At 68.8% G+C, this 25,923-nt stretch carries 31 protein-coding genes; 15 read left to right on the top strand and 16 right to left on the bottom strand.

From position 1 onward, the window contains the following. Window positions 1-3: 3 nt before the first annotated feature. On the top strand, window positions 4-324 hold the full coding sequence (locus ACW7G5_RS08285) for a hypothetical protein (RefSeq protein ID WP_457003505.1): 321 nt from the start codon (window positions 4-6) through the stop codon (window positions 322-324). A gap of 10 nt (window positions 325-334) precedes the next feature. Here the strand turns inward: ACW7G5_RS08285 and ACW7G5_RS08280 are convergent, their stop codons facing one another. Next, window positions 335-598: a DksA/TraR family C4-type zinc finger protein gene (locus tag ACW7G5_RS08280; protein WP_457003504.1), complete on the bottom strand. Its 264-nt coding sequence runs from the start codon at window positions 596-598 to the stop codon at window positions 335-337. Window positions 599-750: 152 nt separating this feature from the next. On the opposite strand from ACW7G5_RS08280, the gene ACW7G5_RS08275 reads away from it, so the two are divergent. Both ACW7G5_RS08275 and ACW7G5_RS08270 read left to right on the top strand, forming a co-directional pair. Next, window positions 751-2,163 (top strand): mechanosensitive ion channel domain-containing protein, encoded by a 1,413-nt coding sequence (locus ACW7G5_RS08275; protein WP_457003503.1) that lies wholly within the window; start codon window positions 751-753, stop codon window positions 2,161-2,163. 232 nt (window positions 2,164-2,395) lie between these two features. Beyond that, window positions 2,396-2,614, top strand: coding sequence for a hypothetical protein (locus ACW7G5_RS08270; protein WP_457003501.1), 219 nt, complete (start codon window positions 2,396-2,398; stop codon window positions 2,612-2,614). Between the two features lie 25 nt (window positions 2,615-2,639). Here the strand turns inward: ACW7G5_RS08270 and ACW7G5_RS08265 are convergent, their stop codons facing one another. The 6 genes from ACW7G5_RS08265 to ACW7G5_RS08240 all read right to left on the bottom strand — a co-directional run bounded on the left by ACW7G5_RS08265 (window position 2,640) and on the right by ACW7G5_RS08240 (window position 9,310). Continuing rightward, window positions 2,640-3,107, bottom strand: coding sequence for a hypothetical protein (locus ACW7G5_RS08265; protein ID WP_457003499.1), 468 nt, complete (start codon window positions 3,105-3,107; stop codon window positions 2,640-2,642). Between the two features lie 2 nt (window positions 3,108-3,109). Next, window positions 3,110-4,423: a TIGR03862 family flavoprotein gene (locus ACW7G5_RS08260; RefSeq protein WP_457003497.1), complete on the bottom strand. Its 1,314-nt coding sequence runs from the start codon at window positions 4,421-4,423 to the stop codon at window positions 3,110-3,112. 5 nt (window positions 4,424-4,428) lie between these two features. Then, entirely contained in the window at window positions 4,429-4,773 is a 345-nt protein-coding gene (locus tag ACW7G5_RS08255) for a zinc ribbon domain-containing protein YjdM (protein ID WP_457003495.1), read from the bottom strand. 117 nt (window positions 4,774-4,890) lie between these two features. Beyond that, entirely contained in the window at window positions 4,891-6,153 is a 1,263-nt protein-coding gene (ubiM, locus tag ACW7G5_RS08250) for a 5-demethoxyubiquinol-8 5-hydroxylase UbiM (protein ID WP_457003493.1), read from the bottom strand. 67 nt (window positions 6,154-6,220) lie between these two features. Beyond that, the gene (locus ACW7G5_RS08245; RefSeq protein ID WP_457003492.1) at window positions 6,221-6,502 is read right to left on the bottom strand and encodes a hypothetical protein; all 282 of its coding nucleotides are present in this window, start codon (window positions 6,500-6,502) and stop codon (window positions 6,221-6,223) included. Between the two features lie 678 nt (window positions 6,503-7,180). Continuing rightward, window positions 7,181-9,310, bottom strand: coding sequence for a M13 family metallopeptidase (locus ACW7G5_RS08240; protein ID WP_457003490.1), 2,130 nt, complete (start codon window positions 9,308-9,310; stop codon window positions 7,181-7,183). Window positions 9,311-9,502: 192 nt separating this feature from the next. On the opposite strand from ACW7G5_RS08240, the gene ACW7G5_RS08235 reads away from it, so the two are divergent. The 6 genes from ACW7G5_RS08235 (at window position 9,503) to ACW7G5_RS08210 (ending at window position 14,753) form a co-directional block, all read left to right on the top strand. Continuing rightward, entirely contained in the window at window positions 9,503-10,114 is a 612-nt protein-coding gene (locus ACW7G5_RS08235) for a mechanosensitive ion channel domain-containing protein (protein ID WP_457003488.1), read from the top strand. Window positions 10,115-10,257: 143 nt separating this feature from the next. Beyond that, entirely contained in the window at window positions 10,258-10,812 is a 555-nt protein-coding gene (locus tag ACW7G5_RS08230; RefSeq protein WP_457003486.1) for an NADPH-dependent FMN reductase, read from the top strand. Between the two features lie 42 nt (window positions 10,813-10,854). Beyond that, window positions 10,855-11,406, top strand: coding sequence for a peroxiredoxin (locus ACW7G5_RS08225; RefSeq protein WP_457003484.1), 552 nt, complete (start codon window positions 10,855-10,857; stop codon window positions 11,404-11,406). Between the two features lie 325 nt (window positions 11,407-11,731). Next, the gene (locus ACW7G5_RS08220; RefSeq protein ID WP_457003482.1) at window positions 11,732-13,411 is read left to right on the top strand and encodes an EAL domain-containing protein; all 1,680 of its coding nucleotides are present in this window, start codon (window positions 11,732-11,734) and stop codon (window positions 13,409-13,411) included. A gap of 136 nt (window positions 13,412-13,547) precedes the next feature. After that, window positions 13,548-14,198, top strand: coding sequence for a class I SAM-dependent methyltransferase (locus tag ACW7G5_RS08215; RefSeq protein ID WP_457003480.1), 651 nt, complete (start codon window positions 13,548-13,550; stop codon window positions 14,196-14,198). Between the two features lie 246 nt (window positions 14,199-14,444). Then, window positions 14,445-14,753 (top strand): hypothetical protein, encoded by a 309-nt coding sequence (locus ACW7G5_RS08210; protein WP_457003478.1) that lies wholly within the window; start codon window positions 14,445-14,447, stop codon window positions 14,751-14,753. 66 nt (window positions 14,754-14,819) lie between these two features. Here ACW7G5_RS08210 and sstT read toward each other — a convergent pair whose 3' ends face one another. After that, the gene (gene sstT, locus ACW7G5_RS08205; RefSeq protein WP_457003477.1) at window positions 14,820-16,106 is read right to left on the bottom strand and encodes a serine/threonine transporter SstT; all 1,287 of its coding nucleotides are present in this window, start codon (window positions 16,104-16,106) and stop codon (window positions 14,820-14,822) included. Between the two features lie 138 nt (window positions 16,107-16,244). Here sstT and ACW7G5_RS08200 point away from each other — a divergent pair, with 138 nt between their 5' ends. From ACW7G5_RS08200 to ACW7G5_RS08185, 4 genes are all read left to right on the top strand, one after another. Next, window positions 16,245-16,517: a DUF6522 family protein gene (locus ACW7G5_RS08200; protein WP_457003475.1), complete on the top strand. Its 273-nt coding sequence runs from the start codon at window positions 16,245-16,247 to the stop codon at window positions 16,515-16,517. A 49-nt stretch (window positions 16,518-16,566) separates the two neighbouring features. Further along, window positions 16,567-17,289: an azurin gene (gene azu, locus ACW7G5_RS08195; protein WP_457003473.1), complete on the top strand. Its 723-nt coding sequence runs from the start codon at window positions 16,567-16,569 to the stop codon at window positions 17,287-17,289. A 166-nt stretch (window positions 17,290-17,455) separates the two neighbouring features. Next, window positions 17,456-18,523, top strand: coding sequence for an alpha/beta hydrolase (locus tag ACW7G5_RS08190; protein WP_457003471.1), 1,068 nt, complete (start codon window positions 17,456-17,458; stop codon window positions 18,521-18,523). Between the two features lie 124 nt (window positions 18,524-18,647). Then, window positions 18,648-19,370, top strand: coding sequence for a DUF1428 domain-containing protein (locus ACW7G5_RS08185; RefSeq protein WP_457003470.1), 723 nt, complete (start codon window positions 18,648-18,650; stop codon window positions 19,368-19,370). Between the two features lie 51 nt (window positions 19,371-19,421). Here the strand turns inward: ACW7G5_RS08185 and ACW7G5_RS08180 are convergent, their stop codons facing one another. The 7 genes from ACW7G5_RS08180 to ACW7G5_RS08150 form a co-directional block, all read right to left on the bottom strand. After that, window positions 19,422-19,949 (bottom strand): cytochrome b, encoded by a 528-nt coding sequence (locus ACW7G5_RS08180; RefSeq protein WP_457003468.1) that lies wholly within the window; start codon window positions 19,947-19,949, stop codon window positions 19,422-19,424. A gap of 143 nt (window positions 19,950-20,092) precedes the next feature. Beyond that, the gene (locus ACW7G5_RS08175; protein WP_457003976.1) at window positions 20,093-21,037 is read right to left on the bottom strand and encodes an aldo/keto reductase; all 945 of its coding nucleotides are present in this window, start codon (window positions 21,035-21,037) and stop codon (window positions 20,093-20,095) included. 37 nt (window positions 21,038-21,074) lie between these two features. After that, window positions 21,075-21,926: a DODA-type extradiol aromatic ring-opening family dioxygenase gene (locus tag ACW7G5_RS08170; protein WP_457003466.1), complete on the bottom strand. Its 852-nt coding sequence runs from the start codon at window positions 21,924-21,926 to the stop codon at window positions 21,075-21,077. 163 nt (window positions 21,927-22,089) lie between these two features. After that, the gene (locus ACW7G5_RS08165) at window positions 22,090-22,620 is read right to left on the bottom strand and encodes a hypothetical protein (RefSeq protein WP_457003464.1); all 531 of its coding nucleotides are present in this window, start codon (window positions 22,618-22,620) and stop codon (window positions 22,090-22,092) included. Window positions 22,621-22,698: 78 nt separating this feature from the next. Then, window positions 22,699-23,250 (bottom strand): YaeQ family protein, encoded by a 552-nt coding sequence (locus ACW7G5_RS08160; RefSeq protein WP_457003462.1) that lies wholly within the window; start codon window positions 23,248-23,250, stop codon window positions 22,699-22,701. 43 nt (window positions 23,251-23,293) lie between these two features. After that, window positions 23,294-23,533 carry a hypothetical protein gene (locus ACW7G5_RS08155; RefSeq protein WP_457003461.1) on the bottom strand — a complete coding sequence of 80 codons (240 nt, stop codon included), beginning with the start codon at window positions 23,531-23,533 and terminating at the stop codon, window positions 23,294-23,296. A 147-nt stretch (window positions 23,534-23,680) separates the two neighbouring features. Beyond that, entirely contained in the window at window positions 23,681-24,268 is a 588-nt protein-coding gene (locus ACW7G5_RS08150; protein WP_457003459.1) for a lipocalin family protein, read from the bottom strand. 142 nt (window positions 24,269-24,410) lie between these two features. On the opposite strand from ACW7G5_RS08150, the gene ACW7G5_RS08145 reads away from it, so the two are divergent. Beyond that, the gene (locus ACW7G5_RS08145; RefSeq protein WP_457003457.1) at window positions 24,411-24,749 is read left to right on the top strand and encodes a YkgJ family cysteine cluster protein; all 339 of its coding nucleotides are present in this window, start codon (window positions 24,411-24,413) and stop codon (window positions 24,747-24,749) included. 43 nt (window positions 24,750-24,792) lie between these two features. Further along, window positions 24,793-24,936 (top strand): hypothetical protein, encoded by a 144-nt coding sequence (locus ACW7G5_RS08140; protein WP_457003455.1) that lies wholly within the window; start codon window positions 24,793-24,795, stop codon window positions 24,934-24,936. 7 nt (window positions 24,937-24,943) lie between these two features. Here ACW7G5_RS08140 and ACW7G5_RS08135 read toward each other — a convergent pair whose 3' ends face one another. Beyond that, window positions 24,944-25,843 (bottom strand): acyltransferase, encoded by a 900-nt coding sequence (locus tag ACW7G5_RS08135; protein WP_457003453.1) that lies wholly within the window; start codon window positions 25,841-25,843, stop codon window positions 24,944-24,946. Window positions 25,844-25,923 lie beyond the last annotated feature (80 nt).

Raw genomic sequence — 25,923 nt, 5'->3', positions numbered from 1 at the left:
AGCGTGAACCAGTACGGCGCCGACCTGCTGCAGCAGGCCGTCGACCTCGGCTACAGGGAAGGCCGCGAGGCCGGCCGCGCCGACTACGACGATGGCTGGCAGCCCGACTACCGCAACAGCCACGCCTGGGAGGACGCCAGCTACGGCTACAACGGCTGGTACGTCGACCGCTCGGAGTACATCCACTATTTCCGCCAAGGGTTCCAGCGCGGATATGAAGACGGCTACTACGGACGCAGCCAGTACGGGCAGCGGAACGACAAGGGCGAGTACCTGATCCTGGCCGCTGTGCTGTCCGCAATCCTCGCTTTCCAGCACCTCTGATCCGCCTGTTTCAGCGCAGCTGGCTGTCCTTGCTGCCTCGCCGGTTATAGCCGGCGAGGCCCGCTTCCTCGTCCTGCGCGGCCTGGCACGGCATGCAAAGGCGGACGCCGGGCACGACCTTGCGTCGCGCTTCCGGAATCGGCTCGCCACATTCTTCGCAGTCCTCGCGCCCCGGTCCGGTGCCCAGCCGGCTGCGTGCACGCTCGATCGCGTCCTTCACGGTTGCGTCGATCTGGTCCTGTACGGCGCCGTCGCCGGCCCAGCCGGTGGCCATGCTGTTTCTCCGCGGATGCTGGATACCGCCTGTTATCGGGGTCCGCCCCCTGCCTTGCAAGCCCTGCCGCCGGCCCATACGCCACACCATCGGACTTGCACGCCGATTCGCGGCGTTGCGCGGGTTTCACCGCGCCGTGCGACCATTGCGGCATGCGCGTGAACACGATTGCTCCACTCGCCGCCCTGTTGTCGCTGTTGCTGTCACTGGCAGCCGTCGCTGGCGCTCCGGCCCACGCTCAGGCAAGCGCTCCGGCCGCGGCACCCACGGCCGCTGAGAGCGTCACCTCGCCCGTTACCGCCGAAGGCGTGGACACCGCGGACGCCGGACGCGACCTTGCCGACAGTCGGCGCGTTGCCGAGCGCCTGCAGGAGACCGATGGGCTGGCCGACGTCACCGTGACCGTGCGTGACGGCGTGGCCGAACTGCAGGGCGTGGTCCTCGCACCCGAGGACCGCGAGCGCGCCGTCCAGGTGGCCGAACAGCAGCCCGGGATCACCCGGGTCGACAACCGCGTGATGGTGAGCACCCGCATCTCCGACCGCATCGGCACCGCGTCCACGCTCGCGCTGGACAAGATCGTGCGCCTGGTGGCCGCCCTGCCGCTGCTCATCGTGGCGATGCTGGTGGTCGCCCTGGCGTGGTGGCTGGGGAAATGGCTGGGGCGGCGCTTCGGACAACGCATCCAGCGGCGCAACTGGCAGTCCGAGAACCCTTATTTCGCAAGCCTGGTGCAGCAGCTGGTGCAGTGGCTGGTGCTCCTGGGCGGGGTCCTGGTGGCACTCGACCTGCTGGGGGCGACCGCCCTGGTGGGCGCGGTCATGGGTTCGGCAGGCGTGATCGGGCTCGCGCTTGGCTTCGCGTTCAAGGACATCGCCGAAAACTACGTGGCCGGCGTGCTGCTGAGCATCCGCCGCCCGTTCGCGCCGGGCGACTCCCTGCGCATCGACGGCAGCCATGAAGGCAAGGTCGCGGCGCTGACGCCGCGCGCCACCGTACTCGTGACCTTTGATGGCAACCGCCTCACCCTGCCCAACGCGCTGGTGTTCAAGTCGGTGGTGCTGAACTTCTCCAGCAACGCGCGGCGGCGGCTGGAATTCACGATCCCGGTCGACGTGGCGGAATCGATCCGCTGCGTGCAGGACGTCGCCCTGGCGGCGATTCGCGGGGTCGATGGCGTGCTGGCGGATCCCGGGCCCTCCTGGACGGTGGACGCCTATGACGCGTCGGGGATCACGCTGCGCTTCTTCGCCTGGGTCGACCAGCGCAGCAGTGACCTTGGCAAGGTGCGCAGCGAGGCTATCCATTCGGTGCGTACGCGCCTGGCCGAGGCCGGAGTGAACACACCGCGCGTGATCCAATATGCCGCCACGCTCCCGGAAGAAGGTCCCCCGGCCAGGGCGGCCGAGCTTGCCGTGCAGGCGCCACCCGCCGAGGAGGCAACGGCCGACACCTCGGTCAACCGCGACCTTGACGAGCACATTGCCGCCGAGCAGCAGGCTCACGCCAGCGAAGACCTGCTTCCGGTGGAACCCGAAGCCTCGCCGGCGCACACGGCGCCCTGAAAGGCCTTGCTGCTGTCCGCCCGGGCTCCGGCCAGCCGGCGTTTCGGATTTTCCCTACCCTCGAACCGCCAAGTCACTGACAGGCAGCCAAGCCATCCCAGCGCATGATATCGGGGCCCCGGCAGCACGGCCCTGCACCGGTCACGGATGCCGCTCAGCAACGGAACTGGCCGCGACCTTGAGCAAGTCGTGAAGCTGGGCCGGGGCACACCTACACCACCAAGGCGCGCCAATGGTCGAGATCAAACAGGTCGCGGCGGGGTTCCGGGTCTCGGGCGCGAGCTTCGACGAGGTCTTCCACAGCCGCTTCAAGGCCACCATGGCGGCGCACGCCGTCGCACTCGGTGATGCCACCCTGTCCGGCCGGGCCGTCACCATCACCATGCCCACCGGCTGGGGCGACACGCTGCTCGTGGAGCCCGGCCCGGCGCTTCACTCCTCGCGCGCCTGACCCTCGCCACGGGCCCCGTGGCCGGTCAGAGGCCCGACGGTGCGGGCGGCGGCGTGCCAGCGGGGCGCGCACAGCCGGACACCGGCCCGATCCCGTCGATGACCAGCTCGGCCACCTGGGGGAATACGGCACCCGACATGGTGTCCTCGCACGGTCCCGGCGTCAGCGTCACCGAGATCGTCCCGGCATCGTCGCTGGCGTGCACCAGCCTGGCGCCTTCGACCTCGTTTTCAGTATCGATGCCAAACCGCCGGCCTTCGAGGTCGGGTCCGCTGAGCACCACCGCGCCCGCTTCCACGCTCGCCTGCCAGAAAGGCTCGTTGGTCAGGACCACGAACTCGGCCGGGAGGCTGGCCTCGCCGGCCGGCGGGGCCTGCTCCGCAGCCGCGGCGTTCGTGCCGTCATCGGCCGCGTCCGGCGACGGCGCGCTTTGCTCGCAGGCCGCCAACGGCAGGGCCAGCACGAGCAGCATCGAGATCAGTCTGGAATCCATCGTTATCCGTGCTCCGGGGAAGTGAGGGCGACAGCATGCCGCATGCCGGCTGACGGGACGCTATCCAGCCAGCGCAGCGCGCCTTCGGCGGCCACGCATCCACTGGCGAAGCAGGCGGTCAGCAGGTACCCGCCAGTCGGCGCTTCCCAGTCGAGCATCTCCCCCGCAGCGAAGACGCCCGGCCGCGCCCGAAGCATCAGCCCGTCGTCCAGAGCCTCGAGGCGGACGCCACCGGCGCTGCTGATCGCCTCCGCCAGGGGGCGCGTCGCGACCAGCCGCAGAGCCAGGCGCTTGGTGGCGACTGCCACGGCTGCCGGGTCATGCAAGGCGTCGGCATCGAGGACTTCGCGCAGCAGGCCGGCCTTGGCGCCGTCGAGCCCCGCTGCACGCCGCAGGTGCTCAGACAGGCTGCGCTTGCCACGCGGCCGCGACAGCTCGGCCTGCAGCCGCGCAAGCTCGCGTCCGGGCGCCAGGTCGAGCTCGAGGACCGCATGCCCGTCGCGGGCGACGAGTTCGCGCAGGTCGGCGGAGATCGCATAGACCAGGCTGCCTTCGATCCCGTGTTCCGAAACCACGCACTCGCCCTGCAGTGCATGCGCGCGGCCGTCCGCACCGCGCCAATGCGCAACGACCGGCTTCAGCGGGGCACCCGCATGGCGCCCTGCGAAATGCGTGGACCAGGCGATGTCGAAGCCGCAATTGGATGATTGCAGCGGCGCGACCTCAATGCCGGCATCGCGCAGGAGGTCCTGCCATGCGCCATCCGAACCCAGCTGCGGCCAGCTGCCTCCGCCCAGCGCGAGCAAGGTGGCGTCGGCTTCGAATCCGGTTTCGCCATCCGGCGTCGCAAACCGCAATGCACCACTGTCGTTCCATCCCAGCCAGCGATGGTGGACGTGGATGTCCACGCCCTGCGCGCGCAGCCTGCGGACCCAGCCGCGCAGCAGCGGGGCGGCCTTGAGGTCCACGGGAAAGACCCGTCCGGAGCTGCCGACGAAGGTCTCGATGCCAAGCCCGCGCGCCCATGCGCGCAGCGCATCGGCATCGAACGCGGACAGCCAGCGACCGACCTCGGCGTTGCGTTCGCGATAGCGGCTGGCGAACAGGGCCGGCGGGTCGGAGTGGGTGAGGTTCAGGCCGCCCTTGCCCGCGACCAGGAACTTGCGCCCGACCGAGCCCTTGGCCTCGAAGACATGGACCTCGCAGCCGGCCGCGCGCAGCAGTTCGGCGGCGAACAGCCCGGCCGGGCCGCCGCCGACGACAGCGACGCGGCGGGCGCCGGTCGGCAAGGTTCCAGCGGCGGGCGCCGCGGTCATCGCTCTCAGGCCTTGCGCAGGAAGCAGGTCTTCAGCACGAGGTCGCGGATCTTGTCCGAATGCCCCTCGATATTCTCCGCGTCGTCCTCGATCAGGCGGATGTTGCGGATCATCGTGCCCTGCTTGAGCGGGATCGACGAGCCCTTGACCTTGAGGTCCTTGATCACCACCACGGTGTCGCCCGCTTCCAGCGGATTGCCGTTGACGTCGCGCACCACCATGGCCTTGCCGTCGGCGGTCTCACCGTCCCCGGCGGCCCATTCGTGGCCGCAGTCCGGGCACACGTACAGCGCTCCATCGGGATAGGTGTTTTCCAGCCCGCATTGCGGACAGGCGGGAATGGCGGACATGGCGACTCCAAGGACTTGCGTGGGCTGCGTATTGTAGCGACCGGCGCTCGAACGGGCCGCCCGCTGCAGCCTCGGGTTCCCAAAGCCCTGTGGCAGCCCTCCGGAAGCCCGGGCGCGTCAGCGAACGTGCACGCCGTCTCCAACCGTCGCCGGCTTCAACAACGCCAGACCCCGGCGCAGCCGATGCAACGGAGACGGGTCGACCGGTCCGTCGTCGAGCAGGGTGTCGGCCAGCGCGCGCCTGAGCGGCGGCAGCATCCTGCCGGCCTGCATGATCGCGCGCCTCAGCGGCTGCATCGGCCGGCCGTCGTCGGTGAACATCCGGACCACCAGCGCGGTGCCGAGGAACAGCGGCAGGGAGCCGGCGCGATGGCGGCGCTGGTAGCGCGCCAGCAGCGCGGGGTGCCCCGGGTCATCGTGCACCGCGACCGAGTCGGCCACCGCCGAAGCCAGTCGCTCGACGCTGGCCAAGCCCAGGTTGAAGCCGTGCGCGGTGACCGGATGCATGCCCACCGCGGCGTCGCCGAGCAGCGCGAAGCGCGTGCCGACGAACCGGTGCGCCCAGGTCGCCACCAGCGGATACGCATGCACTTCGCCTTCCAGCGCCATCGTGCCGAAGCGGTCGCGGTAGCGCGACTGCAGTTCGCGCGAAAACGCATCGGCGTCCAGCGACTCCAGCTGCTCCGCCTCGGCGCCGGTGACCGTGACCACCGCCGAAGCCAGCTGCCCACGCAGCGGCAGCAGTGCCCGCGTCTGGCCCTTGCCGAACCACTCCCAGGCGATGCCATCGTGCGGCTTCTCCAGACGCACGCGGCATACCAGCATGGTCTTGCCGAAATCGTGCATGGCCACGGGGATGCCCATCGCGCGGCGGGTGGATGAGAAGCGGCTGTCGGCCGCCACCAGCAGCGGGGCCTGGAAACGGCGGCCGTCCTCCAGCACCACCTTGGCCTGCCGCGCGTCCGACGCCACCGAGGCAACCACGGCGTCGAAGTGAACTCGGATGCGCGGATCGCCTTCGACCAGCTGCCATGCGGCCGCGCGGATGTCGCGGTTCGCGACCAGCGCGCCCAGGGCCGGATGCCCGAGGGGCGCGGCGTCGACCTCGAATCCGTGCCCGGCATCGCCGTCGGCCACGCGCGCGCCCACCAGCGGCGACACCGCGTCTTCTGCGATCCGCTGCCATGCGCCAAGCTCGCGCAGGATGCGCATCGAGGCCTGGGTCAGCGCGATCTCGCGGCCGTCGAACGTGGGCCTGGCAACGGATCCACGCGACTGGCGCTCGAACACCTCGACGCGCAGGCCACGCTGCGACAGCGCGCGCGCCAGGCAAAGGCCGGCGGGACCGGCACCGATGACGAGGACCGACGGCTCGGACATTGCACTTCCTGATTCGACTGGAACGCCCAAGCCTGCGCTGTCCGGGCGGCGGGCGCCCTGACCGGAATCAAGTGCTGGAACAGCTCCGCGCCGCGGCGTGCACCGCCGGCTCCGCCAGGAAGCGCCCGACCTGGAACCAGACCAGCAGCGCGCCGCCGGCGATCAGCAGCGCACACAGCCCGTTGCCCGGCTGGGCCAGGTGCAACACCAGTGCCACTCCCAGTGTCAGTGCGAGCCAGGCCCAGGCCTGCCAGCGCCCGAACAGCGCACGCCTGGTTTCACGCCCGATGATCTCCCGTGCCTGCGCCGGGGGAATTCCATACTCCTCGCTGATCACTTGCGGCTGCATTGCGTGCCTGGCTCCTGTGGACGTGCGGAATTGCGTACCTCGTGGATACATGGGCGACGTGGGGTGCGTCGATTACGCCACGGATCGGCGCGCGAATAAAGAGGTTCTTCTCCCGACTGGGGGAGAGACGTACGGCCGGCCCGGCTGGTTCTTCTCGAGGCTCCGGGGTGATGACGTGACAAAGAGCCAAAGAAAAGGTTCTTCTCCCGATTGAGGGGGGCGGGTGATTGCTCCGGGAGGGTGCGCGCTGCCCGCCGTGGATGCACGGCGGGCCGGGACCTTCGTCGCGGTCGGGGGCGAAGGCCTCCGTCACCAGCGAAACCGCTCGGATCGTCACCGGACAAGCGGCAACGGCGACGAGCGCGACGCTCTTGATCTTCGTCCCGAAGCCGGAAAACGTCCGGGCCCGTCCCGTGCACAGGGGGTGTGCGGACAGCCGGCCATGGATGGCCGGCGGCCGGCCTTGGGAGCAGGACGCGGACAGGCCGGGGGAGCACACCCCCTGTGTGCGGGACGGGCAGCGCGCACCGGGACGGAGCAGCTCCCGGCCCCAACTGTCACGTCATCACCCGGAGCCTCGAGAAGAACCAGCCACTCCGCCGGTCGGCTGTACATCTCTCCCTCAATCAGGAGAAGAACCAAAGAAAAGGGGGCGGAAATCCGCCCCCTCTTTTCTGCTTACCAGATGCGGACCCGGTCTTCGGGCGCGATCCAGAGCGCGTCGGCATCGGTCACGCCAAATGCCTCGTACCAGGCATCGATGTTGCGCAGCGGCGCGAACGCACGGATATGGCCCGGCGAATGCGTGCCGTTGACCAGCTGCTGGCGCAGTGCATCGTCGCGCCACAGCGTGCGCCAGACCTGCGACCAGCCCATGAAGAAGCGCTGTTCGCCGCTGAAGCCGTCGATCACCGGCGCCTCCGTGCCGTCTAGCGAACGGCGGTAGGCCTCCAGCGCGATCGTCAGGCCGCCAAGGTCACCGATGTTCTCGCCCATCGCCACCTTGCCGTTGATGTGCATGCCCGGCAGCTGCGGGAACTCGTAGGCCTCGTACTGCGCGCCAAGCTTCGCGGCCTGGACCTCGAACTTGGCGGCGTCGTCGGCGGTCCACCAGTCGCGCAGCAGGCCGGCGCCGTCGGACTTGCGGCCCTGGTCGTCGAAGCCGTGGATGATCTCGTGGCCGATCACGCCGCCGATTCCGCCGTAGTTCACCGCCGGATCGGCGTCGGGATCGAAGAACGGCGGTTGCAGGATGGCGGCCGGGAACACGATCTCGTTCTTCACCGACGAGTAGTACGCATTGACCGTCTGCGGGGTCATGCCCCACTCGGCCTTGTCGACCTGCTTGCCGATGCGCGCACGGTCGTAATCCCATTCGAACGCCGCCGAACGCAGGGCATTGCCGAGCACGTCGCCGTCCTTGACCTCGAGCGCCGCGTAGTCGCGCCACTCCTCCGGGTGGCCGATCTTCAGGCCGAAGCCGGCCAGCTTGGCGCGGGCTTCCTTCTTGGTGTCCTCGCCCATCCATTCCAGCTGGTCCAGGCGCGCGCCCATGGCCGCCTTCACGTTGGCCACCAAGTCGTCCATCTTGGCCTTGGCGTCCGGCGGGAAGTACTGCGCCACGTAGTCGCGACCGATCGCCTCGCCCATCGCGCCCTCGGCGTAGGCCACGCCGCGCTTCCAGCGCTCGCGCTGCTCGGGCTGGCCGGAGAGGAACTTCGAGCGGAAGTCGAAGTGCGCGTCGACGAAGTCCTTCGACAGCAGCGGCGCGGCCTGGTCGGTGACGTGGAAGGCCTGCCAGGCCTTCAGCGTATCGAGGTCGGCCCCGGCGAAGATCGCAGCCAGCTTCGGGATCGCCGTGCCCTGGCGGACCACGGCGCGCGGCGCATCGCCGACACCGGACGCGGCGAAATAACGCTCCCAGGGGAAGCCCGGTGCGGTGGTCGCGAACGCGGCGCGCTCGACCGGGTTGTAGGTGCGGCTGCGGTCGCGGCTTTCGGCGCGGGTCCAGTGCGCTTCGGCCACCGCCTTCTCGAAGTCGAACACGCGCTGCGCGTTCGCCTGCGCCTGGTCCCAGCCGGCCAGTTCCAGCAGCTGGGCGATGTAGGCGACGTAGCGCTCGCGCTGCGGCTCGAACTTCTCGTCCAGGTACATCTGGCGATCGCCAAGGCCGAGGCCGGACTGGCTCATGTACAGGGTGTAGCGATCGGGATCGCGCTGGTCGTCGGAGACGCCCACGCGGAACAGGGTCGCGCCCGGACCGCCGGCCGCGCGGCCCATCAGATCGGCCAGCGCATCCTTGTCGGCCGCTGCGCGGACAGCGTCGAGGTGCGGTGCCAGCGGGGCGGCGCCCAGGGCTTCGATCGTGGCCTCGTCCATGAAACTGCGGTAGAGGGTCGCGACCTTGGCGGTGTCGCCGGTGGCGGCGTCGCCGAGCGCGGCATAGCCGTCCACCAGGCCGCGCACGCGCGCCTCGGACAGGTCGCGCAGGACCAGGAACGAGCCGTACATCGACTTGTCGGAAGGGATTTCGGTGTTGTCCGCCCAGGTGCCGCTGACGTAGCGGAAGAAGTCGGCGCCCGGCTGCACGTCCCGGTCCATGCCCGCGGTGTCGATGCCCCAGGTGCCGTAGCGCGTGGCAGCCACGGTGTCGCCGGCACCAGCGGCGGAGTCGTCCGCTTCGAACAGCAGGCTGGCGTCGCAGGCGATGTCGATGCAGTCGGCCGCGGCGCGGACGTCATGGGCGGATACGGGGGCGGCAAGCGACAGCGCGAGCGCGGTCGCCGCGGTGAGAAGGCTGATCTTCAAGTTGGAAATCTCCGGACTGGATGCGATGGATGGGCGCCGTGCGGACGCCAACCCTGCAAGCATACCCAACACCGCCGGGTCGCCTGCGATCAGGCAGCCGACCCGGTCGGGGCAGCCATCGTACTGCCCGCCCCGACCGCGCGATCTGGGACAATCGCGACCACGCCGGCATGGTGCCGTCAGGGAGCCGTGATGAGGGAGCAATTGCCTGTGTGGGTCCAGGAATGGCTGGGCGTGATCGTGCCGTTCGGGCAGGTGGCGCTGATCATCCTCGGGGCCTGGCTGCTGCGCCTGCTCGCGCGCCGCATCGGCGACCGGATCTGGAAGCGCTATGACGCGCCGCAGGAGCTGGTGATCGGATCGCAGCGCGTGGTCACCTTCCTGATTTCGGCCGCGGCCCTGCTGCTCGTGCTGCAGCGGCTTGGCGTATCCGGCACGGTGCTGTGGACGGCGTTCACCGGGTTTGCCGCGGTGGCGGCGGTGGCCTTCTTCGCCGCATGGAGCGTGCTGTCGAACATCTTCTGCACGATGCTGATCCTGGCCACGCGCCCGTTCCGGCTGCACGACCACGTCGAACTCCTCGAAAGTGGCGACAAGCCGGGGCTCGGCGGTCGGGTCACCGACATCAACCTCGTCTACACCACGCTGCAGGAAACCGACGACGCCGGCGAGCCGCGCGGCAGCGTGCTGCGCGTGCCCAACAGCCTGTTCTTCCAGCGCAGCGTACGCCGCTGGCGCAGCGCCGAGGACCGGCGCCTGGCACTGCAGGCGCGCAAGCGGCCCGGGCAGATCCTGGACGTCTGAGACCGCCCTGGACCCGCGCGGACGGCCATCACGCCGCGCGCCCGTCCCGCAACGCATCGTTGCGGCCAGCCATGCTTCCAACCGGCGCGCCTGCCCCTACGCTGGCCGACAGACGCTTCCATCCATCCCCAAGGACACCCGCCATGGCCAAGTACCGTCTCGCCATCATCGTCGGCAGCAATCGCCGCGACTCCATCAACCGCAAGCTTGCCGAAGCCATGGCCCGGCTGCTGCCCGATACCTTTGAAGTCAGCTGGCCACGCATCGACGACCTGCCGATGTACAACATGGACCTGGAAGGCGCGCGCCCGGCCGAAGTGGCCCGCTTCACCGATGAAGTCGCCGCCGCCGATGCCATCGCCGTGGTCATGCCCGAACACAATCGCTCGCTGCCGGCGGTATTGAAGAACGCCATCGACTGGGGCTCCAAGCCGATGGACAGGAACGTCTGGCGCGGCAAGCCGGCCTCGATCACAGGCACCACGCCGGGGGCGATCGGCACCGCGGTGGGCCAGCAGCACCTGCGCCAGATCCTCGGCATCCTCGGTGCGGTGGTCCAGGGCGGCGAAGCCTACATCCAGTTCAAACCCGACCTCATCGGCGCTGACGGTGACTTCGCCAGCGCCGACACCCGTGCCTTCCTGCAGGCCTACGTCGACGGCTTTGTCGATCTGGTCGCCCGGCTGGTGCCACGCTGAAGCGTGCCCGCCGCTGGAATCGCCGCAACCCAGGAGCCTTCAATGCACCCCATCAAGCGCAGCATCGTACTCGCCGCCCTCGCCGTGGCATCGGCCTGTTCACCACAGGCGCGCGCCACGCTCCAGCCCGGGGACGCGGCACCCGACTTCACCGCACCAGCGTGGCTTGCCGGAGAAGCCTTCGAATACTCGCTCGCCGATGCCCTGCGCGACGGGCCGGTGGTGCTGTACTTCTTCCCGGCCGCGAACACTCCGGGCTGCAACATCGAGGCTTCGCTGTTCTCGCAGGCCGTCGATGACTTCAAGGCGCGCGGCGTTTCCGTGATCGGCGTGACTGCAGGCAACACCGGGCAGCTGCGCGAATTTTCCGCCGACAAGGCGACCTGCGCCGGGAAATTCCCGGTGGCCGCCGACGAGGGCGCGAAGATCGCCGCGGATTACCACGCGGCGCTCGAGCGCAAGCCGGAGATGTCCAGCCGCACCTCCTACCTGATTGGCAGCGACGGCCGCATCCTTGCCGTGCATTCGGACATGAATCCCGCGCAGCACGTCAAGCACATGCTCGAAAGCATCCCCGGCGACGCCGGCGGCTGAACACGCAAGCTGACCACGGCGGCCGCGACGCCGCAGCGGCCGCTGCCCCACGACCACCAACGCCGCGACCGGGATCGTCACGCCGGGAGGCACGACCGCCACCGCCGGCATCGTCGCCGGAACGCACACCGCGGTGATCGAAAAGGTCATTGTTGTCCGCATGCGGAGAGCGTGAAGCGTCTCCGGCCTCCCAAAACCGCGCGGCAACGTGCTAATAGTCCATGCAGGTGGCCACCGGACGGGAAGGATGGAAACGGAAGGCCGGGGCGGAAGACGGGTTCACGCGGTACGGCTGGCGGTGGCGGCAGCGACGCTTGCAGTCACGTTGGCCATCGCTGCTCCCGCTGCAGCCGATACCTCCACCAACAACGACGCCTCCCGCAACAGCCTGCGTTTCGGCGGCGACGCCGACTACCCGCCCTATCACTTCATCGACGCCAACGGTCAGGCCGACGGCTTCGACGTCGAGCTCGCCCGCGGGATCGCCGCCGACTTGGGCTTTGATCCGGTGTTCGAACTCGGGGAATGGGACACTGCGCTCGAGCGCTTGTCGCGCGGTGAACTCGATGTCGTGCCGATGTTCTGGTCGGCGGAGCGCGAGCGCCGGTATGGACTGAGCGAGCCGATCCTGCTCCGTCACCATGCCCTGTTCGGGCAGTACGAAACCCCGACCGTCACCTCGCTGGAGACGCTTGCCAACGTTCGGGTGGCAGTGCAGCACGCCGGCCTGGCATGGGAGACGATGCGCGAACTCGCCCGCCCCGGCGTCAGGCTGGTCGCCATCGACAACGAGTCCGAAACGCTGGCGCTTGTCACGAGTGGCCAGGTCGACTACGCCCTGGTGCCCACCGGCATCGGCTATTACGCGATCCAGCACTCCGGCCTGCAAGACATCGTCGCGCTCAGCCCGCCGCTGCTGGAGCGCAAGTATGTGTTCGCAATCAGGCCCGGGCAGCCGGCGCTGGTGGCCAGGTTCAACGAGTCGCTTGTACGCCTGCGCAGGAACGGGGAGCAGAACCGCCTGTACATCGAATGGCTCGGCAATCCCGCCGCCACCGGTGGGGAACCGCGTCGACACGCGGTGCCCTCCCCGGCTGCGTCCCCGGCGGCCCTGCCCGCGCGCGCGGCATTCGCCCTGCTTGCCGCGCTGCTGGTTGCCGGCATCGTGCTGTTCGCCTGGCGCCGCAGGAGGCGACCGACGACCGGGCGCGCAATCGCCCCCAGGGCCGCCGGCGTGCCGGGCACCGACGACGCCCTGATCCTTGCCGAACTGCGCGATGCGATCGCCAGGCAGGAGCTCGATTTCGCCCTGCAGCCAAAGATCGATCTTCGCAGCAGCCGGGTGCTTGGCGCCGAACTGCTGGTGCGCTGGCAGCACCCGCGCCTGGGAGCGCTGGCGCCGGATGACTTCGTGCCGATCCTGGAACGGGCGCACGCCATTGGCGAAATGACCCTCTACCTGGTGCGCCACGGCGTCGCCAAGTGCCACAGCTGGCCCGACACCGGCGACCCGCTGCACATCGCGATCAACGTATCGGCCAACGACCTCGCCGATCCGCGCCTCGTCGATGCGATCATCGAAGCCAGTGGCGAACAGGGCCATTGCCTGATGCTGGAAATCACCGAAACTGAAGTGATGCGCGAACCCGAACGCGTCGCCGAAGCCCTTCCGCGGCTCCGCAGGCACGGGATCGGGATCTCCGTCGACGACTTCGGCGCCGGCCACTCTTCGCTGCTGAACCTGCGCCGGCTGGCGCCGGAGGAGCTCAAGATCGATCGCTCCTTCGTGCATGCGCTGCGGGCGTCGCGCTCCGACCGCGCGATCGTCCGCGCCACGATCGACCTGGGCCACGAACTCGGCGCCAGCGTGGCCGCCGAGGGCATCGAGGACGAAGCCACGCGGCGATGGCTCCTCGAGGCAGGCTGCGACATCGGCCAGGGGTTCGTCATCGCCCGCCCCATGCCGCCCGCCGAATTCCTGGCACTGCTGCGCGCGCAGGACTGAGCCGACGGGTTGCTTCCTGCTACGCTGGGGAAGGCCCGCGGCCAGCTGCGTGCCCTGCGCGCATCGGCCCCGGCCGGTACGCACCCTCCCTCGCGCACGACTCCGCAAGGAGCGACGCCCCTCCCGGGAGGCCTCCGTGCCCGGCTATTCCACCCGCACCCTCACGGTGGCGATCGGCGCCCATCGCTATCGCCTGCGCGTGCTCAGCGATCGCCAGCAGTTCGCGGACCCGGACGGCCACGGCGAGCGCCTGGGGATCTCCTCGGCCCAGTGGAGCCATTTCGGCCAGCTCTGGCCGTCGGGACGCCTCCTGGCCACGGCCATGGACATGCTCCCTGTCAAAGGCAAGCGCATCCTCGAGGCCGGCTGCGGCATCGGCCTCGCGAGCCTCGTGCTGCAGCGCCGCGGTGCCGACGTGGTCGCGTCCGACATCCACCCGCTCGCCGAAGCCTTCCTGGCCTACAACTCGGCGCTCAACGAGCTGCCCGCCGTGCATTACCGGCAGTTGGATTGGGAGAATGAACTGCCGACCCTGGGCAGCTTCGACATGATTGTCGCCAGCGACGTGCTGTACGAGCGGGACCACGCGGCCCTCCTCGCCGGGGTCGTGGAGCGGCATGCGCACGAACGCGCCGAGGTCGTGGTCGCCGACCCCGGTCGCGGCAACAGCGCAGTGCTGGCCAGGCTGCTGGACGCCCTGGGCTTCACGCTCTCGCGATCGCGCGGGGCGCTGGAAGGCGATGCAGCCGGTGTCCAGACCGGGCGCCTGCTGCATTTCCGGCGCTGAGGGCTGACACGGCGTTAAGGGCGCGTCAAGTACCTGCAAACACTTTGTTAATGTGGGATTTGTATAATGGATGCAAGGACTCGCGTCCAGTCATGGTATGTCGCGTCCCGATCCGGCAGTCCTTTCTCCGTCGCGCGTGCACAAGCAAGCACGTGGAGTAAGCCGTCCACTGCCCACGACCGCCCTCCGCCGGTCCACCGCCAAGCGCCGCCGGCGCTGGCCGGGCCACAAACGACAGGAGTCGAGATGTCTCGCAGCAGCACCCAGAAGACCCCCGCCACCGCTTCCACCGCCGCCACTCCCGCGCGCGCCAGGACCTCCGCGCCGCTCCGCCGGACCTCCAGCAGCCGCGCCAACAGCACGACCGCGCACCTGACCAGCCAGCGCATCGCTGCCGACCTTGCCTCGTTCAAGAAGTCCGGCGGGCGCATCGAGGTGCTGGGCAACACACCACTGCGCCCCTATACCTCGCGCACGACCAGCCGCAAGACCACGGCAGCTGTGCCTGCGGCGCCGGCACCGGCGGCACCTGTGGCGAAGGCCAAGAAGTCCTGACCGGTCCATCCGGCCTCCCGGACCGTCGGACCATGCGGCGCGCGACTTTCGCGCGCCGCTTTCATATCAAGCGTCCGGGCCGCTCCCCGTAACCACGCCGCCACCGATGATCGCGGCCGGGTCGACATCGTCCCCGGCCACCGCGTCACGGCCCGAAGTCGCGTCGCAGGCCGCAGCGATGAACACCACGTCGGTGGACGAGTTCAGCGCCGTCTCCGCCGAATCCTGGACCACCCCCACGATGAAGCCGATCGCCACCACCTGCATCGCGATGTCGGCGCTGATCCCGAACAGTCCGCAGGCCAGAGGAATCAGCAGCAGTGAGCCACCCGGCACGCCCGAGGCGCCGCAGGCACCGATCGCGGCGACCATGCTCAGCAGCAGCGCCGTTGGCAGGTCCACGGGGATGCCCAGCGTGTGCACCGCGGCCAGCGACAGCACCGAAATCGTGATCGCCGCGCCCGCCATGTTGACCGTCGCGCCCAGCGGCACCGCGATCGAACAGGTTTCACGATGCAGCCCCAGCTTGCGGCAGAGTTCCAGGTTGATCGGGATGTTGGCCGCCGACGAGCGGGTGAAGAACGCCGTGATCCCGCTCTCCCGCAAGCAGCGCAGCACCAGAGGATAGGGGTTGCGCCGCGTCACCGCGAACACGATCAGCGGATTGGCCAGCAGTGCCATGAACAGCATCGCCCCGAGCAGCACTGCAAGCAGGTGCGCGTAATCGAGCAGCGCCACCAACCCGCTTTCAGCGAGGACCGAGGCGACGATGCCGAACACGCCCAGCGGTGCCAGCCGGATCACCATGCGCACCACGCGCGTGATCGCGTCCGAGAAGTCGGACAGCACCTGCTTCGTGTTTTCGCCGGCGTGGCGCAGCGCCGTGCCGGTGACGACGCCCCAGGCCAGCAGGCCGATGTAGTTGGCGTCGACCAGCGCGTTGAAGGGATTGTCGAACACCTGCAGCACCAGCGTCCGCAGCACCTCGCCGAAGCCGCCCGGCGCGCTGAGCGCAATGTCGGCAGGCACATCGAGCCTGAGCGTGGTCGGGAACAGGAAGCTGGCCAACACGCCCACCAGCGCCGCCAGTGCGGTGCCGGCCAGGTACAGCCCGAGGATGGGTCGCATGCGCGTGTCCTGTCCCTGGCGATGGTTGGCGATCGACGCGGCCACCAGCACAAGGACCAGCACCGGCGCCACGGCCTTCAGCGCCGACACGAACACCGTCCCCAACAGGCCCACTGTCGCGCCCGCGCGGGGCGAGACCAGGGCGAGCACAACGCCGGCCACGAGGCCGATCACGATCTGGGTGACCAGGCTCGGACGGCGCAGGAAAGACGGGAGGATGGACATGGACTCGAGGATTCCGGAAAGCGGCAGCGCGCCATGATAGGGGTCCCGCGGCGCGAGTGCGCCGGTCTGACCCAGGTCAATGCGCACGCTGCGTGCCAATGGGAGCCTGACGGCTGTTTCCGACGCATGGAGGACACCATGGGCGATGCCATCTCCCTTCAGCTTGCCGACCAGCCTGACATCGAAGTCGACGGCGCCATGGTGGCGCAAGGTCTTGGCCTGGACGTGGAGCGCTTCCGCGAACTGATGTCCACCCGCAAGATCCGCGTGCTCTGCGAGCGCGGTACCGGCGAGGACGCCGGCCTTTACCGCGCCAGCTTCTACCACGAGGGCCGGCGGATGCGGCTGGTGGTGGATGCGGAGGGACGTCCCGTCGACCACACTTCGCAGGCCACCCTTCACGCACGCTGAAGGACACTGCAGTCCATCATCAACCAGATCCCACACAATGAGGTGCAAGATGAAACTCCACGCTTCCCTGCTCGCGGCCGCCTGCGCCCTGGCCCTGTCCGCCTGCGGCGGCGAGTCCCCGCAGTCACAGGACACCGCCGCCAGCACTCCGACCCAGGCACCAGCCGCCTCTGCCGACGAAGACGCCAAGGTCGATCCGGCGTCCGAGCCCGAAGCGCCGTGGGGGCAGGTGCCGGCGTCCGGCTCGCTGGCTGGCACCGGCGACTCTGGCGATTCGGCCGGCAACGGCGGTGACGGCCAGGGTGCGGAGACCGGCGACGTCGCGACCCCCGCTGACAGCGCCACTGACGCCACCGCCGATGCCGGTGCCATGGCGGCCGGCAGTTCCGGCTGCGCGGTCGCCATCGAAGGCAACGACATGATGAAGTTCAACCTGTCGTCGGTCAGCGTGCCGTCGACTTGCAGCGAATTCACCATCAGCCTCACCCATACCGGCCAGCTGCCTGAGGCCGCGATGGGCCACAACGTGGTCGTGACCGCATCCTCGGACATGGCCGGCGTCGCGGCCGACGGGATCTCCGCCGGCGCCTCGGCGGGCTACCTGAAGGCAGGCGACGACCGCATCATCGCCGCGACCGAAATGATCGGCGGCGGTGAAAGCACTTCGGTCACCTTCGACGTCTCGAAGATCAAGGACGGCGGCCCCTACCAGTTCTTCTGCAGCTTCCCCGGCCACGCCGCGCTGATGAAGGGCACGATCAGCGTCAACTGAACCACGCGCATCCGCGCCGGGCCGACGCGCCCGGCGCGTTGCCCGGCGCCGACGCTGCAGTCCCGGCCTGAACGGTCGGGCAACTGTCATCACTGCGTCATATCCATGCGGTAGCAGGCACCGCCAGGCGACGATAGCCTGAAGGGCCAAAGTCCACCGGTCCCTCATGATCCGTTTGGCCGCACTGCTCGCCACCGCATGCCTGCTGTTCGCAGGCTTCTTCTGGCCCGGTATCGCGGACGCCCTCGCCACGCAGCTGGTCGCGCCCGGCGGCACGTCGTCGCTGCTCCCGCCTGGACCGATCAACGCTGCGCTCGCGCGCCTGCATGACCGCGACGGCCACGTCACCACGGGCGACGGCGTCGATGTGTTCTGGCGCGCGATCGACCCCGGCGACTACCGCCTGCGCATGTCCTGGCCCGAAGGCACGACGGTGGCCGACACCTTCCCGACCCTCGATTTCCTGGCGCCGTCCAGCCCTGCACCGGAACCACGCGGCACCGTGGTGCTGCTCCACGGCTGGATGATGCATGGCGATTCCATGCTGCCCTGGGCACTGCGCCTGGGCGAGGCCGGCTACCGGACGATCGCCATCGACCTGCGCAATCATGGCCGCTCGGGCGACGCACCGTCGGGCTACGGCACGCGCGAGGCGGACGACGTGGTGGACGTGGTCGCCGCACTGCGCGAACGCGGCGAGATCACCGGTCCGCTGCACGTGCTCGGCGTGTCCTACGGCGCGGCCACCGCGATCTTCGCCGGCGCGGACCCGCGCCTCGGCGCAGAGAGTGTGGTGGCGATGGAGTCCTTCGCCATCGCCGACGACGCGATCCGCGACATGGTCCCCTACATGCTCGGCGATGCCCCGGCCCCACCGTCGGCGTGGCTGCCCCGGCAGTGGATGCGATGGCGGCTGAGCGACGCCGTGCTGGAGGCTGCGATCGCCGAGGCCGGTACCCGCCTTGATCTTCCGCTCGGCGGCGTCGACGTGGTGGCCGCGCTCGCCGACGTGCCCTGCCCGCTGCTGGTGCACGGCGACGCCGACCGCCACGTGCCGGTCGCGCATGGCCGCGCCCTTGCCGCCTCGGCCCCGCATGCCCGCTACATCGAGATGCCGGGCGAAGACCACCTCAGCCTGCCGATGCGGCTCGACGCGCTGGCGCCGGTGGTGCTGGACTGGTTCGAGGGCCCGGGCTGCGCGCGGGACGCAAGCTGGAGCGCAAGCGTCCACTGAATCCGCCCGTTGTGCTGCCGACGGACGGCGGGGCGCGTGGTCGCATGGCGACGCCGCCAGGCGTATGTTCGGACCTCCCAAGGGCGGGCCGCCACCTGCCCCCCTGCGACCCACGGAGGTGCCCATGACCTACTACACCGGTTTGATCGCGGCCGTCCCGACTGCCCGCAAGCAGGACTACATCGACCACGCCACAGCAACGTGGCCCGTATTCCGGAAATACGGCGCCACCCGCATGATCGAAACCTGGGGCGTCGACGTGCCCAGGGGCAAGGTCACCGATTTCCATCGCGCAGTGGATGCGGAGGACGACGAAAGCATCGTTTTTTCGTGGATCACATGGCCCGACCGCGCGACCTGCGACTCCGCTTGGCAGAAGATGGAAACCGACGAGGCGATGCAGCAGATGGGCGAAATGCCCTTCGACGGCAGCCGCATGGTCTACGGCGGCTTCGCGCCCCTGTTCGAGCCGGGTGAGCCGGCCGGCGCCGACTGGTACCAGGGTTTCGTGCTTGCAGTACCGGCGGCGAACAAGACCGCGTACATCGACATGGCGAAGCAAGGCTGGGACATGTTCGCCAAGGGCAGCGCGCTCGGCATGGTCGAGGCCTGGGGCGAAGACGTCCCGCACGGCAAACGCACCGACTTCTATCGCGCCGCCAAGGCAGTCGAAGGCGAGGTGCCGGTGTTCAGCTGGATCGCCTGGCCGGACCAGGCTACGTGCGACGCAGCGGCCAAGGCCATGGAGGCGGAAATGGCGGCCGGGAGCAAGACGCCCGAGATGCCGTTCGACGGCATGCGGATGATGTGGGCGGGCTTCGAGCCGGTGTTCGATTCCGGCGACTGAAGCAGGCGTGCCGCAGCCCCGGGCCGGCGTGCCGGCCCGGGGTGCAACGCGTCAGAGCATGCGCCGCAGGACGCCGTCCTTCTTGACGAAGTGATGCACCAGGGCCATGCCGCCATGGCCGATGATCATGAGCAGCAACAGCCAGGCGATCGGCGGGTGCAGGGTGCCGATGGTGGCGAGCCATGGAATCTCCTCACCGCTCGCCGCGAGCTCGATGCCGAAAGCGGTCAGCCCGTAGCCGTTGCCGATCATCAGGCTGATCCCGGTGAGCGGCATCAGCAGCATCGCCACGTAAAGCAGCACGTGCCCGGCCTTGGCCACGAAGCCGAGCAGCGGCGGCTGCGGCGCTTCGGGACGGCTGCTGAAGTTGCGCGCCGTCCACACCATGCGGAGCAGCACCAGCAGAAGCAACAGCGTGCCGATCGAGATGTGCCATGGCACCAGCGTTTGCCCGACCCAGTGTTCGCCATCGTCGATGCGGTCGAACAGCTTGAGGGCCTGCCAGAAGATCAGGCCGGCCATCGTCCAGTGCAGGACCCGGGACACGGTGCCATAGCGCTCTTTGGTGTCTTTGCTCACTTGTTGCTCCCTGGCTGGCTGGACAGTACCGGCCGCTGGAATGACAGCCGGTCCGGATCCCGCTGGCGGTATATTGACGACGACATGATGCCATCGGCCATCCCGGGGTGCGTGCGAATTGCGGCCTGGCGGCGGGATTTGCGTCAGCGGCCGGCGGCCCCCAGCTCGGCGAGCGCCACCTGTGGAAGCGAAAGCCCGGCGGCGGCGGCCAGCTCGTCAAGCTGCTCCAGGCTCGTGGCGCTGGCGATCGGCGCGGTGACCGCCGGCTGCGCCATCAGCCACGCAAGCGCGACCTGCGCCGGCGTGGCGCGGACATCGGTGGCGACTTTGCGAAGCACGTCCAGCAGCTCCAGGCCGCGATCGTCGAAATAGCCCTCCAGGAAGCCGGCACGCGCCTTGCCCTGCAGGTCCTCGACCCCCTTGTACTTGCCGCTCAGGAAGCCGCTGGCCAGGGAGAAATAGCTCACCACGCCCAGCTGGTTTTCGTCGGCGACGACGGCCAGGTCCGATTCGAAAGCGGCACGGTCGTACAGGTTGTAGAGCGGCTGCATCACCTCGTAGCGTGGCAGGCCCTGCGCCTCCGAGATCGCCAGCGCCTCGCGCAGGCGGCCGGCGTCGTAGTTGGATGCACCCAGCGCGCGCACCTTGCCGGCCTCGACAAGCTTCGCGAACGCGCCCAGGGTTTCCTCCAGCGGTACGTCCTGGTCATCGAAGTGGGCGAAATAGACGTCGAGGTAATCGGTACCAAGCCGCTTGAGCGAATCGTCCACGGCCGCGGCGATATTGTCCGCCGACAGCCCCTTGCGCGGCTCCCATTTGCCGACCTTGGTCATCAGCACCACGTCGTCGCGGCGACCGCGGCGGGCCAGCCATTTGCCGATGACGGCTTCGGATTCGCCGCCGCACAGACCCGGCCCCCAGGCCGAGTAGACATCGGCGGTGTCGATGGCGTTGAAGCCTTGTTCGACGAAACGGTCGAGCAGCGCGAACGAGCGGGCCTCGTCGGCGGTCCAGCCGAAGACGTTGCCGCCGAAGACCAGCGGCGCGATTTCAATGCCGGAACGGCCAAGCTGACGTTTTTTCATGATTCCTTCCTCCTGGAAGTCTGTTGGGTCCGCCGTGTTCTCAGGCGATGCTTTCCACGATGCCGCCCTCGACGCGCAGCGCGGCGCCGGTGGTGGCATCGGCCTGCGGCGAGAAGCGGAACGCGGAAATGGTGGTCTCCATGATTTTTTCCGAGTACGCCTTGCGGCCTTCGGAGTTGCCCGCGGCGCCTGCGGCCACCAGCAGCGGGAGCAGGTGTTCTTCAGCACCGGGCGGATGGCAGAGGCGCGCATGGGGCGCCCGGGCCCAGTCCGCAAGCAGCGCATCGCGGCCGGCCGGCGCGCTTTCCACCGCGGCGGTCAACCAGTCGTCGAACTCGGCGGAGATCGGCGTGAAACGCGGATCGCCATAGCCGCGCATGTTGTGGAAGCTCATCCCGCTGCCGACCACCAGCACGCCCTGGTCGCGCAGCGGCACCAGCGCACGACCGGCGGCGATATGTGCGGCCGGGTCGAGGTCGCGGCGCAGGGACAGCTGCACCACGGGGATGTCGGCATCGGGGAACATCATCTTCAAGGGGATGAAGACGCCGTGGTCGAAGCCGCGCTCGCCGTCAACGCCCGCCGCCAGGCCGCCCTGCTCCAGCAGCTGCGCCACCCCTGCAGCCAGCTCCGGATCACCGGGCGCCGGATATGTCAGCTCGTAGGTGTGCGGCGGGAAACCGCTGTAGTCGTAGATCAGCGGCGGGCGCGGGTGGCCGCCAAGACGGAACTCCGGCTCCAGCCAGTGGCCCGAGACCAGGACGATGGCACGCGGCCGCGCCGGCAGGGTTCCGGCAACGCCCTTGAGCCAGGCGCCCAGGCGCTGCCAGGTGTCGGCGGGACTCCACTCCATGAAGAAGCAGGGACCCGCTCCGTGGGGAACGAACAGCACGGGCATCCGGGATCCGTGTCCGCTGCCTGCTTGCGCCTGGCCCATGTCAAAGCCCTCGTGGAATGCGTGGGGGCCACTATGATCCAACTCCAATGCACTGGAGGCACGACTGGGGGGATCACGCTGTTCCATCGCCCGCACGGGGCGACCACGGACACCCCGCTCACAGCGTGCTCGTAACCTCGGCACCGCGTCCGGAAAGGAACTCGCTCGCGCGCGACTGCTCCTCCCGGGACAGGGCGTGCACGATCACCGTCGTGCGCCGCGCATCCATCGCGTCGTGGGTTGCCTGTATATAGCGATCATGATCGGGCCGGATCGACACCAGGCCGCCCAGGAACAGCCCGCCAACCGCGCCGAAGGAGATCGTCACCAGGCCGGCGGCCACCGGCGAGCGGGCCACGAAGGGGACGCCCATCCACATCATGATGCCGAATGCGAGCGCACCCGCGACCGCGCCGGCGATGCCCAGGCGCACGTGCGCCAGGATGATCGTGTGCCAGATGCCGCGGCCTTCGGGTTCAAGCTTGATGTTCGCGTCAGGCTCACCGGGTTCGATCACCTTGACCTGGGCTGGCTGCAGGCCGGTTTCGGCGACCAGCGCCGCCGCGGCGTCGCGGGCCGCGGAAGCAGTGTCGAACACCGCCGCAAGCTTGCTGTTCGACACTTCGCCGGTGATTGGATTGTCGGACATGGTGCAGGCTCCAGGTGGCCGGCATTCATCATTCCAGACCGCGCGTCCTTCGCACGTGAGCGATCGGCGCCCCGTCGCTCAGGCGCCTGGCTGTCCCATCCGCCAGCGCGGCCTGATCGCGACGGTGCCACGACTACCGAGCAGCTGCAGCTCGCCGTCTTCAATCATCGCCGTCAGGCTCATGCTGCGCTCCAGCAGGTCGGCCGACGCCTCCACCGCTGCGGCATCCAGGTCCACCACCGCCAGGTTCTTCAGCCGCGACAGGCCGCTCCCGACCTTGCTCCACCAGACCTCGGCGGCGCCGCCGGCGTAGTTCACCACCGTGACTTCCCGGGCGCGGCCACAGGCCTTGCGGATGCGGCTTTCATCGGGTTGGCCGAGGTCGATCCAGTGCTCGATGTCGCCGGTATAGTCGCGCCGCCACAGGTCGGGTTCTTCCTCGTTGCTGAGGCCGCGGCCGAACTCCAGCTTTTCGTGCGCGTTCAGGGCAAACGCCATCACGCGCGCCATCAGCCGCACCGGTGTTTCCGACGGATGCTGGGCGAGCGTCAGCGCGTGGCCGGCGTAATAGTGCCGGTCCATGTCGCTGACCTGGAGGTCGAGCCGGTAGATCGTGGCATTGGGGGCCATGTGCGCGCCATTTCAGTAAAGGCGCGATTGTAGACCCGTGTGCTCAGCTGCACCCGCCGCAGCAGGTGCTGCCGCCGCTGACGTGCAGTTCGTGCACCGCCGGTTCGGCCTGGCAACCGACCTTCTTCAGGGCTTCCAGGATCTGCTCCTGGCTCGCGACGGACACCACGTCCAGGCGCCCGCTGCCGCTGTCGAGGGTGATCTTCGCATCCGGATCAAGCGGTCGAAGCGCGGTGGTGAGCATGGCGACGTCGAACTTTCCGGCGGACAGGTCGAACTGCATTGCGGTCTCCTCAGGCAAGTGCCGGCACGCCCGGCCCAACCATGATGTCGGCCGCCCCCGCCGCCTTCCTTGATGCCGGTCAAGCAGGTCCGGATTGCGCCCTCTCCGGTCGGTACCTGGCCTGGGCGGCGCCAGGCGCGTCAACCATCAGTTCGACCGCGGTCCGGCCTGGCGCTGGGGTGTCGCCACCAGGTCCTGTACCGGATAGCCCATGTCGCTGGCCTGGGTGACCAACCGGTCACGCACCGCATCATCAAGCTTCGGCGTGCGCGACAGGATCCAGAGGTAGTCGGCATCGGGGGCACCCACCATGGCCCATTCGTATTCGGGGTCGAGCGCGATCACCCAGTAATCCCCCCAGACCACGGGCAACCACGACAGCCAGGCCGGCGCAAAACGCACTTCGAGCATCGAGGTGCTGCCATCCACCTTGCGTGCAATGCCCCGGGACTCCTCGAAGCTGCCGTCGTCGGTGCGGCAGCGGTTGACCACGCTGATGGTGCCGTCCGGATTGCCGCCGTACTCCGCCGTGGTATCACCCACGCATTTGCGCTGGAACGACATCGGCAGCCGCATCTGTTCGTACCACGTGCCGGCGTAGCGCTCCAGGTCGACGGCGTCCACGGCAATGTTCAGGCGACTCCCGGGACCGGTCTGCGCATGGGCGGCTGTCGCAGGAACCAGAGCGGCGGCAAGGATCACGGACAAAACGGAAAGCGGACGTGCGGCAATCATGCATGGCTCCATAGCAAGGTGGGGATCGTTCGGGACAATTCCGGCATGGAGCACGGCACGGAGACGTGAGGGCCAGGCGACACCGAGCCGCGGCCGTTCATGCGTCGCACGCTAAGATGGAGTTCCCTGAGCGTGCGAATCCATGCCCTCCAGTATCCAGACCGGGACGCCGGAACCCGCGGGCGGCGCGATCGATTGCGCATCCTGCGATGCCGTCTGCTGTCGAATGACGGTCGTGCTGCAGGCGGGTGACAGGGTCGCCGAACACCTCACCGACTACACCGCTGCCGGGCTTCACGTGATGGCGCGCGACGAATTCGGCTGGTGCGTTGCGGTTGATCCGGCCGGGGGTGGCTGCTCGATCTACGAGTCCCGCCCGGACGTCTGCCGCCGCTTTCCAATGGGCGGCCCCTACTGTCGCGCGGTGCGTGAAGATTACGCCGACCGCAACGCGCGCGGGATCCCGCTGCAGATGTTCTGACCCGGGGCGTTACACTGGGGCTTCCATAACTGACCGGTGACCCATGGCCAAGCCCAATTACTCATTTGAAAAGCGCCAGCGCGAGCTCGCGAAGAAGAAGAAGCAGGACGAGAAGGACGCCAAGAAGCGCGCCGAGCGCGAAGCCGCCAAGGCCGCTGCCGAGCCTGCACCGCCGCCCGGCGAATAAAGCCGCCTCAGCTGCGCCCGTCGGGCTCCAGCAGGCGCTGCATGTCGGCATCCTTGTCCTGCCACAGCCCGTTCATCCATTGCTGGAAACGGGCGCGGACGGCTCGATCATCCTGGTAGCGCCCCCCCATCACCTCGGTCGGGATCGGCCGCTGCCGCACCAGTACGCGCACTTCGGGGATCCGCCCCGCCATGAGGTCGACCATGGTCGGGCGTCCGGCGGGATAGGCGATGGTGACGTCCAGCACCGCGTGCAGCGCATCTCCCATCGCATCGATCACGAAGGCCACGCCCCCGGACTTCGGTTTGAGCAGGTGCGCGTAGGGCGATGACTGCACGGCATGCTTCTCCACCGTGAACCGCGTGCCTTCCACGAAGTTCATCACCGCGACCGGCATCGCCCGGAATTTATCGCAAGCGCGTCGCGTGGCTTCCATGTCGCGCTTGCCGAGCTCTGGATTCTTCGCGATCTCGCGCCGGGTATAGCGGCCCATGAATGGAAAATCCAACGCCCACCACGCGAGGCCGAGCACCGGCACCCAGAACAGCTGCCGTTTGAGGAAGAACCTCAGCAGCGGGATGCGCCGGTTGAACACCTTCTGCAACACCACGATGTCCACCCAGCTCTGGTGGTTGGCGAGCACCAGGTAGTGTCCGTCGGCATGCAGCGCCGCTTCGCCCTGCAGCTGCAGGTGGACGCGGGTACCGGTAAACCGGTCGATCATCGCGGAGTTGGCACCGATCCAGCTTTCCGCCAGGACGGCAAGCATCCGGTTGCAGCCCCGCCGCACGCGAGCGATGGGCAACAGCGCCTTGAACAGGGCCACCATCAGCAGCGGCAGCGCATGCAGCAGGGTGTTGAGGACGATCAGCAACAGGATCAAGCCCGCGCGCAGCGTGTGGATCATCGAAACACCTCCTTGCCACCCGCGGCCGCCGGCATCGCCGTCCATCCGGTGGTTGCCGACGCCCGAACCGCCTCCAACGG

The organism is Luteimonas sp. A501 (genome assembly GCF_054052085.1).
The sequence above is the reverse complement of the archived record's forward strand: the minus strand, read 5'-3'. Positions and strand labels throughout refer to the sequence as shown.

Coding starts and splice junctions, on each gene's coding strand:
- ACW7G5_RS08280 (WP_457003504.1), bottom strand. CDS start 598: ATGGCCACCGGCTGGGCCGGCGACGGCGCCGTACAGGACCAGATCGAC.
- ACW7G5_RS08275 (WP_457003503.1), top strand. CDS start 751: ATGCGCGTGAACACGATTGCTCCACTCGCCGCCCTGTTGTCGCTGTTG.
- ACW7G5_RS08270 (WP_457003501.1), top strand. CDS start 2,396: ATGGTCGAGATCAAACAGGTCGCGGCGGGGTTCCGGGTCTCGGGCGCG.
- ACW7G5_RS08265 (WP_457003499.1), bottom strand. CDS start 3,107: ATGGATTCCAGACTGATCTCGATGCTGCTCGTGCTGGCCCTGCCGTTG.
- ACW7G5_RS08260 (WP_457003497.1), bottom strand. CDS start 4,423: ATGACCGCGGCGCCCGCCGCTGGAACCTTGCCGACCGGCGCCCGCCGC.
- ACW7G5_RS08255 (WP_457003495.1), bottom strand. CDS start 4,773: ATGTCCGCCATTCCCGCCTGTCCGCAATGCGGGCTGGAAAACACCTAT.
- ubiM (WP_457003493.1), bottom strand. CDS start 6,153: ATGTCCGAGCCGTCGGTCCTCGTCATCGGTGCCGGTCCCGCCGGCCTT.
- ACW7G5_RS08245 (WP_457003492.1), bottom strand. CDS start 6,502: ATGCAGCCGCAAGTGATCAGCGAGGAGTATGGAATTCCCCCGGCGCAG.
- ACW7G5_RS08235 (WP_457003488.1), top strand. CDS start 9,503: ATGAGGGAGCAATTGCCTGTGTGGGTCCAGGAATGGCTGGGCGTGATC.
- ACW7G5_RS08230 (WP_457003486.1), top strand. CDS start 10,258: ATGGCCAAGTACCGTCTCGCCATCATCGTCGGCAGCAATCGCCGCGAC.
- ACW7G5_RS08225 (WP_457003484.1), top strand. CDS start 10,855: ATGCACCCCATCAAGCGCAGCATCGTACTCGCCGCCCTCGCCGTGGCA.
- ACW7G5_RS08210 (WP_457003478.1), top strand. CDS start 14,445: ATGTCTCGCAGCAGCACCCAGAAGACCCCCGCCACCGCTTCCACCGCC.
- sstT (WP_457003477.1), bottom strand. CDS start 16,106: ATGTCCATCCTCCCGTCTTTCCTGCGCCGTCCGAGCCTGGTCACCCAG.
- ACW7G5_RS08200 (WP_457003475.1), top strand. CDS start 16,245: ATGGGCGATGCCATCTCCCTTCAGCTTGCCGACCAGCCTGACATCGAA.
- azu (WP_457003473.1), top strand. CDS start 16,567: ATGAAACTCCACGCTTCCCTGCTCGCGGCCGCCTGCGCCCTGGCCCTG.
- ACW7G5_RS08190 (WP_457003471.1), top strand. CDS start 17,456: ATGATCCGTTTGGCCGCACTGCTCGCCACCGCATGCCTGCTGTTCGCA.
- ACW7G5_RS08185 (WP_457003470.1), top strand. CDS start 18,648: ATGACCTACTACACCGGTTTGATCGCGGCCGTCCCGACTGCCCGCAAG.
- ACW7G5_RS08165 (WP_457003464.1), bottom strand. CDS start 22,620: ATGTCCGACAATCCAATCACCGGCGAAGTGTCGAACAGCAAGCTTGCG.
- ACW7G5_RS08160 (WP_457003462.1), bottom strand. CDS start 23,250: ATGGCCCCCAATGCCACGATCTACCGGCTCGACCTCCAGGTCAGCGAC.
- ACW7G5_RS08155 (WP_457003461.1), bottom strand. CDS start 23,533: ATGCAGTTCGACCTGTCCGCCGGAAAGTTCGACGTCGCCATGCTCACC.
- ACW7G5_RS08150 (WP_457003459.1), bottom strand. CDS start 24,268: ATGATTGCCGCACGTCCGCTTTCCGTTTTGTCCGTGATCCTTGCCGCC.
- ACW7G5_RS08145 (WP_457003457.1), top strand. CDS start 24,411: ATGCCCTCCAGTATCCAGACCGGGACGCCGGAACCCGCGGGCGGCGCG.
- ACW7G5_RS08140 (WP_457003455.1), top strand. CDS start 24,793: ATGGCCAAGCCCAATTACTCATTTGAAAAGCGCCAGCGCGAGCTCGCG.
- ACW7G5_RS08135 (WP_457003453.1), bottom strand. CDS start 25,843: ATGATCCACACGCTGCGCGCGGGCTTGATCCTGTTGCTGATCGTCCTC.